The 14277-nt window shown below is 65.1% G+C and carries 10 protein-coding genes; 6 read left to right on the forward strand and 4 right to left on the reverse strand.

The features are described 5' to 3' along the window. Positions 1–7: 7 nt before the first annotated feature. The 5 genes from BLR94_RS00165 to BLR94_RS00185 all read left to right on the forward strand — a co-directional run bounded on the left by BLR94_RS00165 (position 8) and on the right by BLR94_RS00185 (position 7071). A complete protein-coding gene (locus tag BLR94_RS00165; protein WP_084306420.1) occupies positions 8–643 on the forward strand; it encodes a 4Fe-4S dicluster domain-containing protein in 636 nt (211 codons plus the stop codon). 10 nt (positions 644–653) lie between these two features. Beyond that, positions 654–2312: an FAD-binding protein gene (locus BLR94_RS00170; RefSeq protein ID WP_084306421.1), complete on the forward strand. Its 1659-nt coding sequence runs from the start codon at positions 654–656 to the stop codon at positions 2310–2312. A gap of 10 nt (positions 2313–2322) precedes the next feature. Beyond that, positions 2323–3573, forward strand: a complete 1251-nt coding sequence (locus tag BLR94_RS00175; RefSeq protein ID WP_084306422.1) for a complex I 51 kDa subunit family protein — start codon at positions 2323–2325, stop codon at positions 3571–3573. A gap of 56 nt (positions 3574–3629) precedes the next feature. Then, positions 3630–5081, forward strand: a complete 1452-nt coding sequence (locus BLR94_RS00180; protein WP_084306423.1) for an anion permease — start codon at positions 3630–3632, stop codon at positions 5079–5081. Positions 5082–5271: 190 nt separating this feature from the next. Continuing rightward, positions 5272–7071, forward strand: a complete 1800-nt coding sequence (locus BLR94_RS00185) for a methyl-accepting chemotaxis protein (RefSeq protein ID WP_084306424.1) — start codon at positions 5272–5274, stop codon at positions 7069–7071. 69 nt (positions 7072–7140) lie between these two features. Here BLR94_RS00185 and BLR94_RS00190 read toward each other — a convergent pair whose 3' ends face one another. Further along, positions 7141–7494: a hypothetical protein gene (locus BLR94_RS00190; protein ID WP_084306425.1), complete on the reverse strand. Its 354-nt coding sequence runs from the start codon at positions 7492–7494 to the stop codon at positions 7141–7143. Positions 7495–7950: 456 nt separating this feature from the next. Here BLR94_RS00190 and BLR94_RS00195 point away from each other — a divergent pair, with 456 nt between their 5' ends. Continuing rightward, positions 7951–8175 (forward strand): PLD nuclease N-terminal domain-containing protein, encoded by a 225-nt coding sequence (locus tag BLR94_RS00195; protein ID WP_084306426.1) that lies wholly within the window; start codon positions 7951–7953, stop codon positions 8173–8175. 375 nt (positions 8176–8550) lie between these two features. Here BLR94_RS00195 and BLR94_RS00200 read toward each other — a convergent pair whose 3' ends face one another. From BLR94_RS00200 to hrpA, 3 genes are all read right to left on the reverse strand, one after another. Further along, complete coding sequence (locus BLR94_RS00200; RefSeq protein ID WP_084306427.1) at positions 8551–8985, reverse strand: hypothetical protein; 435 nt, start codon at positions 8983–8985, stop codon at positions 8551–8553. 175 nt (positions 8986–9160) lie between these two features. After that, on the reverse strand, positions 9161–10039 hold the full coding sequence (locus BLR94_RS00205) for a serine hydrolase domain-containing protein (protein ID WP_090423641.1): 879 nt from the start codon (positions 10037–10039) through the stop codon (positions 9161–9163). 58 nt (positions 10040–10097) lie between these two features. Then, positions 10098–14201, reverse strand: a complete 4104-nt coding sequence (gene hrpA / locus BLR94_RS00210; RefSeq protein WP_084306429.1) for an ATP-dependent RNA helicase HrpA — start codon at positions 14199–14201, stop codon at positions 10098–10100. Positions 14202–14277 lie beyond the last annotated feature (76 nt).

The raw sequence follows: 14277 nt of genomic DNA on the forward strand, positions 1-14277 counted from the left end.
AGCCTTTATGTCCACACCTGCGATCCAGGTCACCATCAACGGCGAGTTGATCCAAACCAGCGCCATGCGTTCTATTCTGGAGGCGGTCATCGATTCTGGGCATCCACTGATCGACGATGTCGGCTGCATGGGCCAGGGCGTGTGCGGCTCCTGCCGCGTATTGATCCGGCGTGCAGGCGAGCGTGAGGTGAGCACCGCCCTGGCATGCGAGACACGCGTCGAACCGGGCCTGCAAATCAGCTTCCTCGACCACCTGCCGATGAATCGTCACCACACCTATGACACCGATGACTGGAACGACACCTGGAGCATCCTCGAACGTATCGATGCGACCTTTCCCGAGGCCAAGCACTGTCGACACTGCGGGGGATGCGACCGGGCCTGCCCCAAGGGCCTGGAGGTGCAGAAAGGCGTCAACCTGGCGGCCAAAGGCAACCTGGCGGCCAGCCAGGTGTTCGACGAATGCATCATGTGCAACCTGTGCACCATCGCCTGCCCCGAGCACATCTCGCCGAACCATCTGGGCATCTATATCCGCCGCATGTCCTCGTCCGTCGGTTTCCGGCCGGCGGACCTGATGCAGCGCCTGAGGCAGATCGACAGTGGCGTGATGCAAATCGATCCCAACGTGGTACTGAGCTAAGGAGTTCGGCATGCCCGGCATACCCTATCCGCAAGCGCTGGCCCACCTGCGCGCCAGTGCCTGCGAACCCGCGTCCGAGACCTTCGACAAGCAGGCGCTGCTGCAGGCCTTTCACCCGGACTACCAGGCCGCCGCCAATACGCCGCTGCAGGTCGGCGTGAACCGTGGCGACCCTTGCCCCCGCGCGCTGGCAAGGCGCCTGCAGAGCAACGCACAGATCGACGATGCCACCCTGGCCGGTGCACCGGTGGTCAACACCGGCGTGCTGATCATCGGCGGCGGTGGCGCTGGTTGCGCTGCCGCGCTGACGGCCGTGGAACACGGTGCCCGGGTGATCCTCGCGACCAAGCTGCGCCTGGGCGACAGCAACACGGTGATGGCCGAGGGCGGCATCCAGGCGGCGGTGGGCGAGGACGACTCCCCGCAGATCCACTTCGAAGACACCCTGCGGGCGGGCCACCTGTGCGCTGACCGCAGCCTCGCCGCGCAACTGGCCCGCTCGGGGCCGGAGAGCATCCGCTGGCTGATCGAGCGCGGCATGCAGTTCGACCTCGCCGAAGGCGGTCCCATCGGCGGCAAGCTGCTGCGCAAGAAGCCGGGGGGCGCGACCCGCGCGCGCATCCTGTCGTTCAAGGACTACACCGGCCTGGAGATGATGCGCGTGCTGCGCGAGGCCGTTGAACTCGAGGAACGTATCACCCTGTGGAACCGCTGCCCGCTGGTGGAACTGCTCTCCGACGAGAACGGCACCTGCGTGGGTGGCGTGCTGTACAACCTGGAGCGGCACACCTTCATCCTGGTACGCGCCAGCCGGGTCGTGCTTGCCACCGGCGGCGCCGGGCGCCTGCACCTGAACGACTTCCCCACCTCCAACCACTACGGTGCCACCGCAGACGGGCTGATCCTGGCCTACCGGATCGGGGCGCGCCTGCGCGAAGTCGATTCCTTCCAGTATCACCCCACGGGCCTGGCATGGCCGTCGCACCGGGTCGGCGGGCTGATTTCCGAAGCCGCGCGCTCGGCCGGCGCCTACCTGGTCAACGGCCTGGGACAGCGCTTCATCCCCGAACTGCAACCGCGTGACGTGGTGTCGTCGGCGATCCTCAGGGAATGCGCCGAAGGCCGCGGCGTCGAACGCGACGGCCAGTTGGGCGTGTTCCTCGACACCCCCGGCCTGGAACGCAACAACCCGGGCATCCTCAAGGAACGCCTGGTGAGCCTCGGTCATGCCGCCCACCAGTGCGGCATCGATCCGGCCGTGGAGCCGCTGATGGTGCGCCCGACCCTGCACTACCAGAACGGCGGCGTGGCCATCGACGAGAATGGCCAGACCTCGGTGAGCGGCCTGTACTGCGTGGGCGAGATCAGCGGCGGCATCCATGGCCGCAACCGCATGATGGGCAACGCCCTGGCGGAAATCATCACCTTCGGCCGGCGCACCGGCGAGCACGCGGCACGCACCGCCGAAGCCACCCCGGCGCCGAAAGTCGGCCTCTGGCACCTGTACGACTGGCAGCGCCAGTTGATCGGCGCCGGCCTGCCGCTGGACGTGCACGGCCCCGAGCTGTTCCCCGGCTACGGAAATTTCGACCTGCGCCAGCACAGCGCCGTGCGACGCCGTGCCAGCGCCCCGCTGCCGACCGCCCGCAGCGATGCAACACCTTACTGAGGAGCCCGAAATGAACGCTCGACCTGTATTGCTCGCCCCTTGCGTACAAGTGGGCGCCGACCTCGACGCCTGGTTCGCCAGCGGCGGCGGCGAAGGCTTGCGCAATGCGCTGGACAACCCTGCCGGCATCATCGCCACCCTCGACCAAGCGGGTTTGCGTGGCATGGGCGGCGCCGGCTTTCCGACCCACCGCAAGTGGCAACCCATGGCGGAGCAGCCTGCCGAGCTGGACAAATACGTGCTGTGCAACGGCAACGAGGATGAGCCGGGGACCTTCAAGGATCGCGTGCTGCTGGAGAAATCCCCCCACCAGGTCATCGAAGGTGCGCTGATCGCGGCCGTGGCCACCGGCGCCAACCACGTCTACCTGTACGTCAACCCGCACCAGCACCTGGCGCTGGCGGCCGTGCGCGAAGCCATCGGGCAATGGCGCGGCTGCGCGCTCCTGGCGCGGATCGCCCGCCAGCAGAACCGACCGATCGACCTGGCGCTGGTGGAGAGTTCGGGCCTCTACATCGGCGGTGAGGAAACCGCCGTGATCGCCAGCGTGGAAGGCGGCTTCCCGTTCCCCCGGCGCAAGCCGCCCTACCCCGCCCAGAGTGGCGTGCAGGGTAAACCGACACTGATCAACAACACCGAGACCCTGGCCCACGTCAGCCACATCCTGCGTCACGGCGCGGCCTGGTATCGCGGCCTGGGCCTCGGTGAGGCCTGCGGCACCAAACTGTATTCGCTGTCCGGGGACGTGCTGAAACCCGGCCTGTACGAGCTGCCGATGGGCACCTCGCTGCATGCGCTGATCTTCGAACACGGCGGTGGCATGCTGGGCGACCGTGCCTTCAAGGCGGTGTTCACCGGCGGGCCTTCCAACACCCTGTTGCGTGCCGATGACCTGGACGTGGCACTGGACTTCGAGGCGCTCAAGGCCCGCGGCTCGAGCCTGGGCACCGGTGCCATGATCGTGATCTCCGAGGGCACCAGCATCGTGCGCAAGGTCGCCGAGTACGTGGACTTCTTCGCCGCCGGCTCGTGCGGCCAGTGCCCGCCGTGCAAAACCGGCACCTACCAGTTGTCCCGGCTGCTGCGCCGGATCGATACCGGCGAAGGGCTGCCCAATGACCTGCGTGCCCTGGAAAGCCTCTGCCACCTGCTGCCCGGCAGCGGTCGCTGCGGCCTGATCGACGGCGCGGCCACGGTCGTGCTCAGTTCCCTGAAGCAGTTCCACGACGAGTACGCCGATCAGGTCATCGCGGTAAGCTGAGTGATCGCCTCTCCCGAACTCCGTACCGACCACCCGGCCCTGCTAGGAACCCGATGATGCGTAACACCTGGAAATTTCTCCTCCCGCCCTGCGTGACGCTCCTGCTCGCCCTCCTGCCGGTCCCCGAAGGCCTGGCGCCGCATGCCTGGTATTTCTTCTCGCTATTCGCCGGCGTGGTGGTGGGGCTTATCTTCGAACCGCTGCCCGGCGCGGTGATCGGCCTGATCGGCGTGGCGATCGCCGCAGCGCTGGCGCCCTGGGTGCTGTTCAGTCCCGAGCAACTCGCCACGCAGGGCTTCAAGGCACCGTCGGAGGCATTGAAATGGGGCCTCTCCGGCTTCGCCAATAACACCGTCTGGCTGATCTTCAGCGCCTTCATGTTCGCACTCGGCTACGAAAAGACCGGGCTGGGCAGGCGCATCGCGCTGCTGCTGGTCAAGCGCATGGGCGGCCGCACGCTGACGCTTGGCTACGCGGTGCTGCTAGCGGACCTGCTCCTGGCCCCCTTCACGCCGTCCAATACCGCGCGCAGCGGCGGCACCATCTACCCGGTGATCCGCAACCTGCCACCGTTGTACGACTCCAGGCCCAACGACCCCAGCGCACGGCGCATCGGCTCCTACCTGATGTGGGTCGCCATCGCCTCGACCTGCGTCACCAGTTCGCTGTTCATGACCGCCCTGGCGCCCAACCTGCTGGCGTCGGCGCTCATCGAGAAGACCGCCGGCATCCATATTTCCTGGGGCCAGTGGTTCATCGCCGCGGCCCCGGTCGGCCTGCTGCTGCTCGCCGTACTGCCACTGCTGGCCTACTGGCTGTACCCGCCGCAGATCAAGAGCAACGCCGAGGTTCCGGCATGGGCCGCCCGGGAGCTGGCCGTGCTGGGGCCTCTGTCACGCAACGAAAAGATCCTGCTGGCGCTGGTGGCGGCTGCGCTCGGGTTGTGGATCTTCGGCAGCGCCTGGTTCGATGCCGCCCTGGTGGGCATTCTGGTCATCGTGCTGATGCTGCTGACCCGGGTCATCACCTGGGATGACGCGCTGGGCAACAAGGCCGCCTGGAACACTTTCGCCTGGTTCGCCACGCTGGTGGCGCTGGCCGACGGCCTGACGCGGGTGGGCTTCGTGCCCTGGTTCGGCCAGTTCGTCGCCGCCCACCTGGGCGGCTTCACGCCAACCACGGCCATGGTGCTGCTGGTGGTGGTGTTCTACCTGGCCCACTACCTGTTCGCCAGTTCCACCGCCCATACCACCGCCTTGCTGCCGGTGATGCTGGCGGCGGGCATGGGCATCGGCGGCATCGACCTGCAAGCCTTCGCCCTGCTGCTCGGCACCTCGCTGGGGCTGATGGGCATCATCACCCCCTACGGCACGGGGCCCAGCCCGGTCTATTACGGCAGCGGTTACCTGCCCAGTGCCGATTACTGGCGCCTGGGCTCGATCTTCGGTGCGCTGTTCCTGCTGTTGCTGCTCGGCCTGGGCGTACCCTGGATCCTGGCGCTGTCGTGAACCGGCCAGGCGGACGACGCTGGGGGGAGGTCTTACCCGCGGCGGCCCGCCGTCATGCCTGGGCGCGGGCAGCCGCGCCTGCGTTCGGATCGGGCGACGCAGCCGAAAATCCCGTTCACCATTAAAGCTTCCCGACCGCCGGTCGAATCAATAGAACCCCAAGGATATTTTCTCTGTCAGGAGCTGCGGCATGCAGTCGTTGAAGTCGCTGTACGATTCGATAGAGATGCACTTTTTCGATAGCCTGACGAAGAAGCTGTCCAGCCTGTTCCTGCTGGTGGTGGTCAGCGGGCTGCTGTTCTGGGTCGCCCTCGGCCTGCGTGCCGACATTCTTCAGCAACTGCACGCCGCCCAGATAGACGCGGCCCTGCTCGGCCAGATCGACGCCAAGCTCGACACCCTCGGCAACGCCCTGTTGCTCAGCGCCCTGTTCACCCTGGGCCTGGTCAGCTTCATGGTCTGGTACTTCCGCCACCTGATCGTGCGCCCGGTCAACAACATGACCCGCGCCCTGGAGGAGATCGCCAATGGCGAAGGCGACCTGTCCCGCGACCTGCCGCTGCTGACCCATGACGAGATCCGCACCCTGGCCAGCACCTGCAATCGTTTCCTCGCCCGGCAGCGGGACATCATCAGCAATGTGCAGGCGCTCACCGTGCAGATCGCCGTGGAGTCCGCGCGTTCGTTGAAGAACATCAGCGACTCCAGCGACAGTGCTAGCCACCAGGCACGCTTCGCCAACGAAGTGATGAGCGAGAGCAACAATGCCGTGGGGCGCATCGACGAGGTGTCGCAACAGACCCAGGCGATCTCCCGCACCACCGCACAGAACCTCGACATGGCCCGGGATTCCTATGCCGAGTTGCTGCAGGTGACGGGCAACATCGGCGCCATCGCCAATAACCTCGACGAATTCGGTACCCTGGTTTCCGCGCTCAACGAACGCTCTTCGAACATCAAGTCCATCGTCGGCCTGATCCAGCAGATTTCCTCGCAGACCAACCTGCTGGCCCTCAATGCGGCCATCGAGGCCGCCCGCGCAGGGGAAAGTGGACGAGGCTTCGCGGTGGTCGCCGACGAGGTACGCACCCTGGCGCAGAATGTCAGCCAGGCAACCGGTGACATCTCGCAGAACATCGACGCCATGCTCAAGGAAGTCAGCTCGACCCACGAGCAGACGGCGCGCATCAGCCACAGCGCCCAGGAAACCCGGGTAGTGGTGGAACGTGCCAGCGGGCATTTCGAAAGCATGATCGGCGACTTCGAATCCACCAATGGCAAGCTCGCGGAAATCGCCGAGCACATCCAGCAGGTCGCGGATGCCAACAGCGGCATCAATGAACGGGTCACCCAGATCCATGCCGACAGCCAGGCCATCGAACAGCGCATGCAGCGTTCCGCGGCCGCCACCCGCGATCTGTCCGGGGTCGCGGAGCGGGTGCAGAGCCTACTCGGGCGCTTCGTCCTGGGCCAGGGCGAACTGGACAGTGCCATCACCCGGGTCAGCCAATGCCGGGACCTGCTGCAGGTCCGGCTGGCGGCGTTGCAACGCGAGGGGGTAAACCTCTTCGACCAGAACTATCGCCCCATTCCCGACACCGATCCCAAGCAGTACATGACCGGCTATACCGAACGTTTCGCGCAGATCTGCCAGGAGGCGATCGACACGCTGACCAGAGCCACACCGGGTGGCATCGTCACGTTCATCGTCGACAACAAGGGCTACTGCCCGGTCAACAACAGCTGGGTATCGAAGCCACCCAGCGGCAATCGCGCCGTGGACCTGCCGGTGTGTCGCAACAAACGCATGTTCTCCGACCCCGTAGGGCTGCGGGCGGCGACCAACAACCAACGTTTTCTGCTACAGACCTACCTGCGCGACACCGGCGAGATCATGACGGAGATCGACGTACCGTTCGTTTTCGACGGCCGTCATTGGGGCAACATGCGCATGGGCTTCGACGCCTCGCGCCTGCTGGGCAACAGCTGAGCCGTCGAGGGGCGACCCTGGACGGCTGCGGACTCATCCGCCAGGCGAACCCTGGCGTCGGTTCGACGTTCAGGCACCCGGACGCGAAGCGCTGCCCAGATTGCGGCGTGACCACATCATCTTCGCCGCGGTCGGATTGACCGGCGCGCCAGTGAAGGTCGGCAGCGCACGCGACACCCAATGCGCCCCGGCGCCCTTCCAGTTCACCTCGCCACTGACCAGCTTGCGATCACGGATGATTTCACGCTGCAGCGCATGCACGCCGTCGTTGCTGGTCACCGCATGCTCATCCACCGCCTTGACGAAGATATTCGTGCCATCCTTGCTGATGGTCAGCAGGTACATGCCATCCGGGCGCGGCTTGATGGAGATCTGGTGGTCGGGCAGAGCGGTAATCAGCTGATTGAAAGCGGCGAGGGTCATTAAATAATTCCTTATTGGCAGAAGTGGCGCATTTATCTATTCCTTGCCAATAGAACAATGCATCACGTATGCCAACTTTCCCGGACCGGGTATTACCCGATTTGCGCCGCCCCCGCGTCAGTTTGGATATATCGACCAATGCAAAATGCATGAACGGCAAGTTTACCGGCAGGCATCATGCACGCCTGGCCAAAGCCAGGTGATATCAAGGTGCGATTATATACTTCTATATAATCACTATTCATACGACCGACGATCCTTTCATGCGAACTTAATATCGTCGGCCACTTCTTAACTCCATGGTGTCGATCGATTGCCGCTGCATGCATGAAGCCCCATGCGATCTAACCTGCCGGCGGTCATTCCCTGAAGCCCTCCCAGTCAAGCCAGTCGCACACCACGCGGCCTCATGGAGCCCCGTCCAGCGGGCTCCGCCATCCGAACAGGCGTTCTACCATGAGCGATTTCCCGTTGTATTTCTGGCTAGCTGCAGTGCTCGTGATCGCCTTCATCGATTTGGTGGCCATCATGAACTTGTGGCGCAGCGATAAAAGTCTCGTCACTCGGTGGGTCTGGGCAGCGTCGATAATACTGCTGCCCGTTGTTGGGATAATCGCCTGGGCATATGCCGGGCCACGCGGGATGCCAAAACCACCCTCTTCGCCGGAACATAGCAAATAGCTCGTTCGCGACTTCGATTGACATGGTTGTTTACGTCGACAGTATGACGTCCCCTTCGAGCAGTAACGTCGAGATCAACTGTTGTGGCGATAATGAGATTTCTGGACGCAATGGCACGGGTGCACCACTATTTTCCCACAGTGCTTGTACAAGCGTACCCGGACGCTCCCGCCAGCATGAGCGTCATCCTCGAATATCGCGATTCATGCACCTTTCTGCGTGTCAATGACGTCACCGGTATAAACGTCACTGACACCCATGCAAGCGTTCGAGATCATTCAACCGATATAAGACCGGGTTCGCGCCTAATTTCCAGAGGTCTTCGAACGACACTGCACGAACGCTATGCTGCGTCAGTAATGCCCGGCATCAGCTCTACGGGCAGGTGTCTGGCTGGGCCTGGTGGATAGCCTCCAGCAACACGACCAACTCCGCCGCCGAGGGCACCGTACGCCCGCCCAGGTCATCCTGCACCGAGCCTTGCACGCTATCGGTCTTCAAGCCGAAGCGATTGACGGCGGCAGTCAGCGCCTGGTCGTCCAGCCCTTGCCGGGCGAACAAGCGCAGCAGGCTGTCCCACACGTCCCGCAGGTCCGCCTGGTGATCACGGCCGTCCGGCCAGGGATGCCCCACGCGAGGTTCGGGGCGCATTTGCGCGACCGTGACTTCGCCTTCGTAGGCGCGCACCGAGCCACCCGCCTCGGCGACGGCGGCGTTGCGCGATGCACGGTGCCAGGCCGCCTGCGCGAGGACAGGTGAGGGGGTCGCGCATAACAATTGGTCATCGAGGTAAATCCTGAATTCGCCCATGTCGGTTCTCCCGCATCGTGGTTATCGAGCAACTGCCCTTTAGGATAGGTGTCACGGGCGAGAGATTCCCGGTTTCTCTTACCGGCAGGCCACGGCGGATCGCGGCGCGATAGCGGCGCAACAACCCTGGCAACCCCGCAAGCGGCCAACGGGAAGCCTCATCCGCCCGAGGGGCTCAGCCCAGAGCGCCCAGCAACCGGGCGACCACTTCAGCTTCCACGTCGCCATCCCGGGCGCCTGCCTGGAACACCGCAGCGCTGGCCGTGGCATTTTCCGTGGCGCAGCGGTAGACCGCAATCACGCTGCCCGGCCCTCCCCCTGTGTGGCCGCCGAGAACGATGCCGCCCTCGATATCGCCCTGCATCAAACCCAGGGCATAGCCAGCCACCGTCCACGGGCGCCCGGCGATCGGGCCACCCAGCACGCGGCGAGCCTGCATCTGCGCCAACAGTTCGGCAGGCAGCAGATCGCCGCCCAGCAAACGCTCCAGTAGCAAGGCGGCAGCGGACACGCTGCCGACCAACAGGCCGTGGTATACCCAGCCAGGGTGATAGCTGGCAGCGCCGCCCATCTCGACATCGCGCAGCTCGGCAGGCGTCTTCGCCAGGCGAACCTGGGGCACGCCAAGGGGCTGCAGCACCCGCTGCCGGATGGCGTTTTCGAGGGCGGTACCGCTGCGTTCTTGGATCAACCGGGTGACGTACAGGTAGCCGACATTGGAATATCCCCAGCCACCCCCGGGTGGATAACGCAGACGCGTTGCATCGAGGCGTTCGAGCATTTCGCTGGCGGGCCAGGGCTGGTCGCCACGGGCAACGGCGGCGTGGTAGTCGGCGAGTTCGGAGTAATCCGCCAGGCCGCTCTCGTGTTTCAGCAACTGGCGCAGCGTGAAGGGGCCGCCCAGCACGGCCTCGTCGAGCGATACCAGACCATCGCGCACCAGGGTCAGGGCCGTCGCCGCCAGCACGGTCTTGGTGAAACTCCACCAGGGGACGAGGGGGCCCTGGCGATCAGCAGCCGAGGGCAAACCATTCACCACCAGCGAGCAAGCCACTGTCGACATCCGATTCACCTCTGATAAATCCAAATACACAAGCACGCCGTCACCCGCCTCACCCCTCCACCTGACTCCACTGCTTGCTCAGGCGCTTGTCCGACACGGCCATCTTCGTGCCCAGTTGCTGGGCGAACAGGGACACGCGGTACTCTTCGAGCATCCAGCGATAGAGCACCAGGTTGACGTCACGCTTGCCTTCCTGCAGGTGCTTGCCGAGGCGCGCCTGGTACTGCTCCCAGTAGCCGGCCAGCTCGCCACTCCACACCCGGTCGCGCTGCAGCTGCGCGGCGATCTTGTCGAAGCGTTGCTCGATGGCCTTGAGGTAGCGCGGCACGTCCTTGAGCCATTCGGCAGGGGTTTCGCGGACGAAACCGGGATAGACCAGATTGCCCACCTGCGCCTTGATGTCGTTGAGCGCCACTGCCTGGGCCAGGTCGATCTTGCCCTTGAAGCGCTTCTGCAGGCCATGCCACAGCTTGAGCACGTCCAGGGTCAGGCGGGCCAGCCGCTCGGCGTGGTCGGCCCAGGCACCGCGTTTTTTCTCGGCCAGGGCGGCCAGGGCGGCGCCGTCACGGGGCAGCGACGGCTCGCCTTCGAGGATGCAGCTGTCGAGGCTGGCCAGCAGAATGTCTTCGACCAGCCCATCGACCCGGCCCAGCTCGCGGTGCAGCAAGCCCAGCTCGGTCAGCCCGGGCAACTTGCCGCGCAGGAACTTGGCTGGCTCGGCCAGCTGTTGCAGCAGCAGGCGCTGCAGGGCACGGCGATGCTGGAACTCGGCTTCGGCCTGGGTCGGGAAGCGCCCCTCCTTGACCACCCCACCCTCTTCCACCAGCGCCGGGAACACGGTCATCGACAGCCCGGCGACCTTTTGCTGAGTCTTCTCGGCGACCTGGGCGAAGCCCTTGGCTTCCACCGGTTTCTGCACCTTGTCGGTCTGAGGGATGGCCAGCGCGGCCTGGCTGGCCTCGGCGAAGCGTGCGGTCAGCTCGGCGAGGTCACGACCTTCGCCGAGCAGCTTGCCATGGGTATCGACCACTTCGATGTTCATCTTCAGGTGGGTTTCCAGCTGACGAGTGGCGTCGACCCACGCCTCGCTGTCGATACGCGCGCCGGTCATGCGTTGCAGCTCGCGGGCCAGGCTTTCCGGCAGGCTGCCCTGGCCGAAGGTGAGCTTGCCCAGGGCCGCGCCGACGAAGTCCGGCACCGGCACGAAGTTCTTGCGCAGCGCCTTGGGCAGGCCACGCACCAGATCGATGGCCTTGGCCTCGATCAGCCCCGGCACCAGCCATTCCAGGCGCTCGCCCGGCAACTGCGGCAACAGCGGCGCCGGCACGCGCAAGGTCACGCCGTCGCGCGGGTGATTGGGTTCGAAGTGGTAGCTGAGCGGCAACTGCAGCTCACCGATATGCAGGGTATCGGGATACTGGGCGGCGGTAACTTCCAGCGCCTCGCGGGCCAGCACGTCTTCCTCGCGCATCATCAGCAACTGGGGATCTTTGCCGCTCTCGCGCTTGTACCAGCTCTCGAAGGTCGCCGCCTGGTAGATATCCTGGGGAATGCGCGCCTCGTAGTAGGCGAACAGAGTTTCCTCGTCGGCAAGAATGTCGCGACGACGGGCCTTGGCCTCCAGTTCGTCGAGCCTTTCCAGCAGCACACGGTTGGCGTTCAGGCACTTGGCGCGGCTGTTGATTTCGCCGCGCACCAGCCCTTCGCGGATGAACAGCTCGCGGCACGCCTGCGGGTCGATGGGCCCGTAATGCACCGGGCGGCGCCCGACCACGATCAGGCCGTACAGGGTCACCTGCTCGTATGCCACCACCTGGCCGCGCTTCTTCTCCCAGTGCGGCTCGAAGTGGTTCTTCTTGATCAGGTGACCGGCCAGCGGCTCGATCCAGTCCGGCTCGATCTTGGCCACCTGGCGGGCGAACAGCTTGGTGGTCTCGACCAGCTCGGCGGCCATGATCCAGTTAGGCTTCTTGCGGCCGATCACCGACGACGGATGCACCCAGAAGCGACGCTGACGGGCGCCGAGGAAGTCGCCCTCCTCGGCTTTCTGGCCGATCTGGCTGAGCAGGCCGCTGAGAATCGCCTTGTGCACGGCCGCATAACCCTTGGCGCGCTGCGCCGCTTCACTGGCCTCGGCCTGCTCGCGGAGGATCACATTGACCTTGGTGTCGGTGGTGGGCGCTGCGCGCTCGGCCTTCTCGTAGGCTGGACGGCCGGAGCCGTCCAACTGGGTGGACAAGCCTGCGGCGTTGTCCACCCTACCCACGTCATGAGTTTGGGAAGCTGATGGCTTGCCGGGCGCCAGTTGCAGGTCCCTGGCCAACAACACCAGTTGCCGATGCGCATCGCGCCACTCGCGCAGGCGCATGTAGTTGAGGAAGTTCTTCTTGCACCAGCTGCGCAGCGGATTGGAACCCAGCTCCTGGCGTTTTTCCTCGAAGCCGCGCCACAGGTTGATCAGCGCGGCGAAGTCGGAATCCACATCCTTCCATTGCGCATGGGCCTGGTCGGCCGCCTGCTGGCGGTCCATCGGCCGCTCGCGCGGATCCTGCACCGACAGCGCGCTGGCGACGATCAGCAGCTCCTGCAGGCTGCCCAGTTTGGCGGCCTCCAGCACCATGCGGCCCAGGCGCGGGTCGATGGGCAGGCGCGCCAGTTGGCGACCCAGCGGGGTCAGCTGCCCTTCGCGATTGACCGCGGACAGCTCCTGCAGCAGGTTGAACCCATCGCTGATGGCCTTGCCATCCGGCGGCTCGATAAAGGGGAAATCCTCAATGCTGCCCAGGCGCAGGTGCAGCATCTGCAGGATCACCGCCGCCAGGTTGGTGCGCAGGATCTCCGGATCGGTGAATGCCGGCCGACCGAGGAAATCCTCTTCGCTGTACAGCCGCACGCAGATGCCCGGCTCGACCCGGCCGCAACGGCCCTTGCGCTGGTTGGCGCTGGCCTGGGAAACCGCCTCGATGGGCAGGCGCTGCACCTTCGCGCGATAGCTGTAGCGGCTGATCCGCGCCGTGCCGCTGTCGATCACGTAACGAATGCCCGGCACCGTCAACGAGGTTTCCGCGACGTTGGTGGCCAGCACGATCTTGCGCCCGGCCATGGGCGCGAAGATCTTCTGCTGCTCGGCAGGCGTCAGCCGCGCATACAAGGGCAGCACTTCGGTGAAGCGCAGGTTGGCCTTGCGCAGCACCTCGGCGGCGTCGCGAATCTCGCGTTCACCCGGCAGGAAGATCAGTACATCGCCCGGGCGCTTGCCCTCGGCATGCTCATGGGCAGCGATCTCGTCCAGTGCGGCGAGAATGCCCTGATCGACGGTGAGGTCGTCGAGCAGGCGCTCGCCCTCCTCGTCCACCTCGGCAGCCAGCGGCCGGTACCAGGTTTCCACCGGATAGGTGCGGCCTGAGACTTCGACGATCGGTGCATCCGGAAGCCCGGCCCCGCCGAAATGCTTGCTGAAGCGCTCCAGGTCGATGGTCGCCGAGGTGATGATCACCTTGAGGTCGGGCCGACGCGGCAGCAGGGTCTTCAGGTAGCCGAGCAGGAAGTCGATATTGAGACTGCGTTCGTGGGCCTCGTCGACGATCAGCGTGTCGTACTTTTCCAGATAGCGATCATGCTGGGTTTCGGCGAGCAGGATGCCGTCGGTCATCAGCTTGATCAGCGAACTGCCCTTGCTCTGATCCTCGAAGCGCACCTGATAACCGACCAGCTCGCCCAACGGCGTGCCGATCTCCTCGGCCACCCGCGTCGCCACACTGCGCGCAGCCAGACGCCGCGGCTGGGTATGGCCGATCAGGCCGTGCTGGCCACGACCGATCTCCAGGCAGATCTTCGGCAACTGGGTGGTCTTGCCCGAACCGGTCTCGCCGGCGATCACCAGCACCTGATGCTTGGCCAGCGCCGCCTTGATCTCGTCGCGCTTGGCCGCGATGGGCAACGCGTCGTCATAATGCATCACCGGCACACTCAAGCGCCGCGCCTCGACCTTGGCGCAAGACGCCTGGAAACGCTCCAGCCACTGCGCCTGCTTGGCTTCGTCGGGCTTCTTCTGCAACTCATGCAACTGCCGACGCAAGCGATGGCGGTCGGCGATCATGGCGTGGTCGAGGTTGTTCTGCAGGGCAGCGAAATCGAAGGGGACGTCGGTCATCAGGCTCGGGGGGTCGCGGAAAAGGTGGGATTGTCGCAGATTACGGGCTGGGGCGTGCAGGGTGGGCTATTGACGG

The sequence above is a fragment of the Phytopseudomonas flavescens genome, from assembly GCF_900100535.1.
Classification (GTDB): Bacteria; Pseudomonadota; Gammaproteobacteria; order Pseudomonadales; family Pseudomonadaceae; genus Aquipseudomonas; species Aquipseudomonas flavescens.

Bases quoted from the DNA above. Each gene is read 5' to 3' on its own strand.
- BLR94_RS00185 (WP_084306424.1), top strand. From the start codon at position 5,272: ATGCAGTCGTTGAAGTCGCTGTACGATTCGATAGAGATGCACTTTTTC.
- BLR94_RS00170 (WP_084306421.1), top strand. From the start codon at position 654: ATGCCCGGCATACCCTATCCGCAAGCGCTGGCCCACCTGCGCGCCAGT.
- BLR94_RS00165 (WP_084306420.1), top strand. From the start codon at position 8: ATGTCCACACCTGCGATCCAGGTCACCATCAACGGCGAGTTGATCCAA.
- BLR94_RS00190 (WP_084306425.1), bottom strand. From the start codon at position 7,494: ATGACCCTCGCCGCTTTCAATCAGCTGATTACCGCTCTGCCCGACCAC.
- BLR94_RS00195 (WP_084306426.1), top strand. From the start codon at position 7,951: ATGAGCGATTTCCCGTTGTATTTCTGGCTAGCTGCAGTGCTCGTGATC.
- hrpA (WP_084306429.1), bottom strand. From the start codon at position 14,201: ATGACCGACGTCCCCTTCGATTTCGCTGCCCTGCAGAACAACCTCGAC.
- BLR94_RS00180 (WP_084306423.1), top strand. From the start codon at position 3,630: ATGCGTAACACCTGGAAATTTCTCCTCCCGCCCTGCGTGACGCTCCTG.
- BLR94_RS00200 (WP_084306427.1), bottom strand. From the start codon at position 8,985: ATGGGCGAATTCAGGATTTACCTCGATGACCAATTGTTATGCGCGACC.
- BLR94_RS00175 (WP_084306422.1), top strand. From the start codon at position 2,323: ATGAACGCTCGACCTGTATTGCTCGCCCCTTGCGTACAAGTGGGCGCC.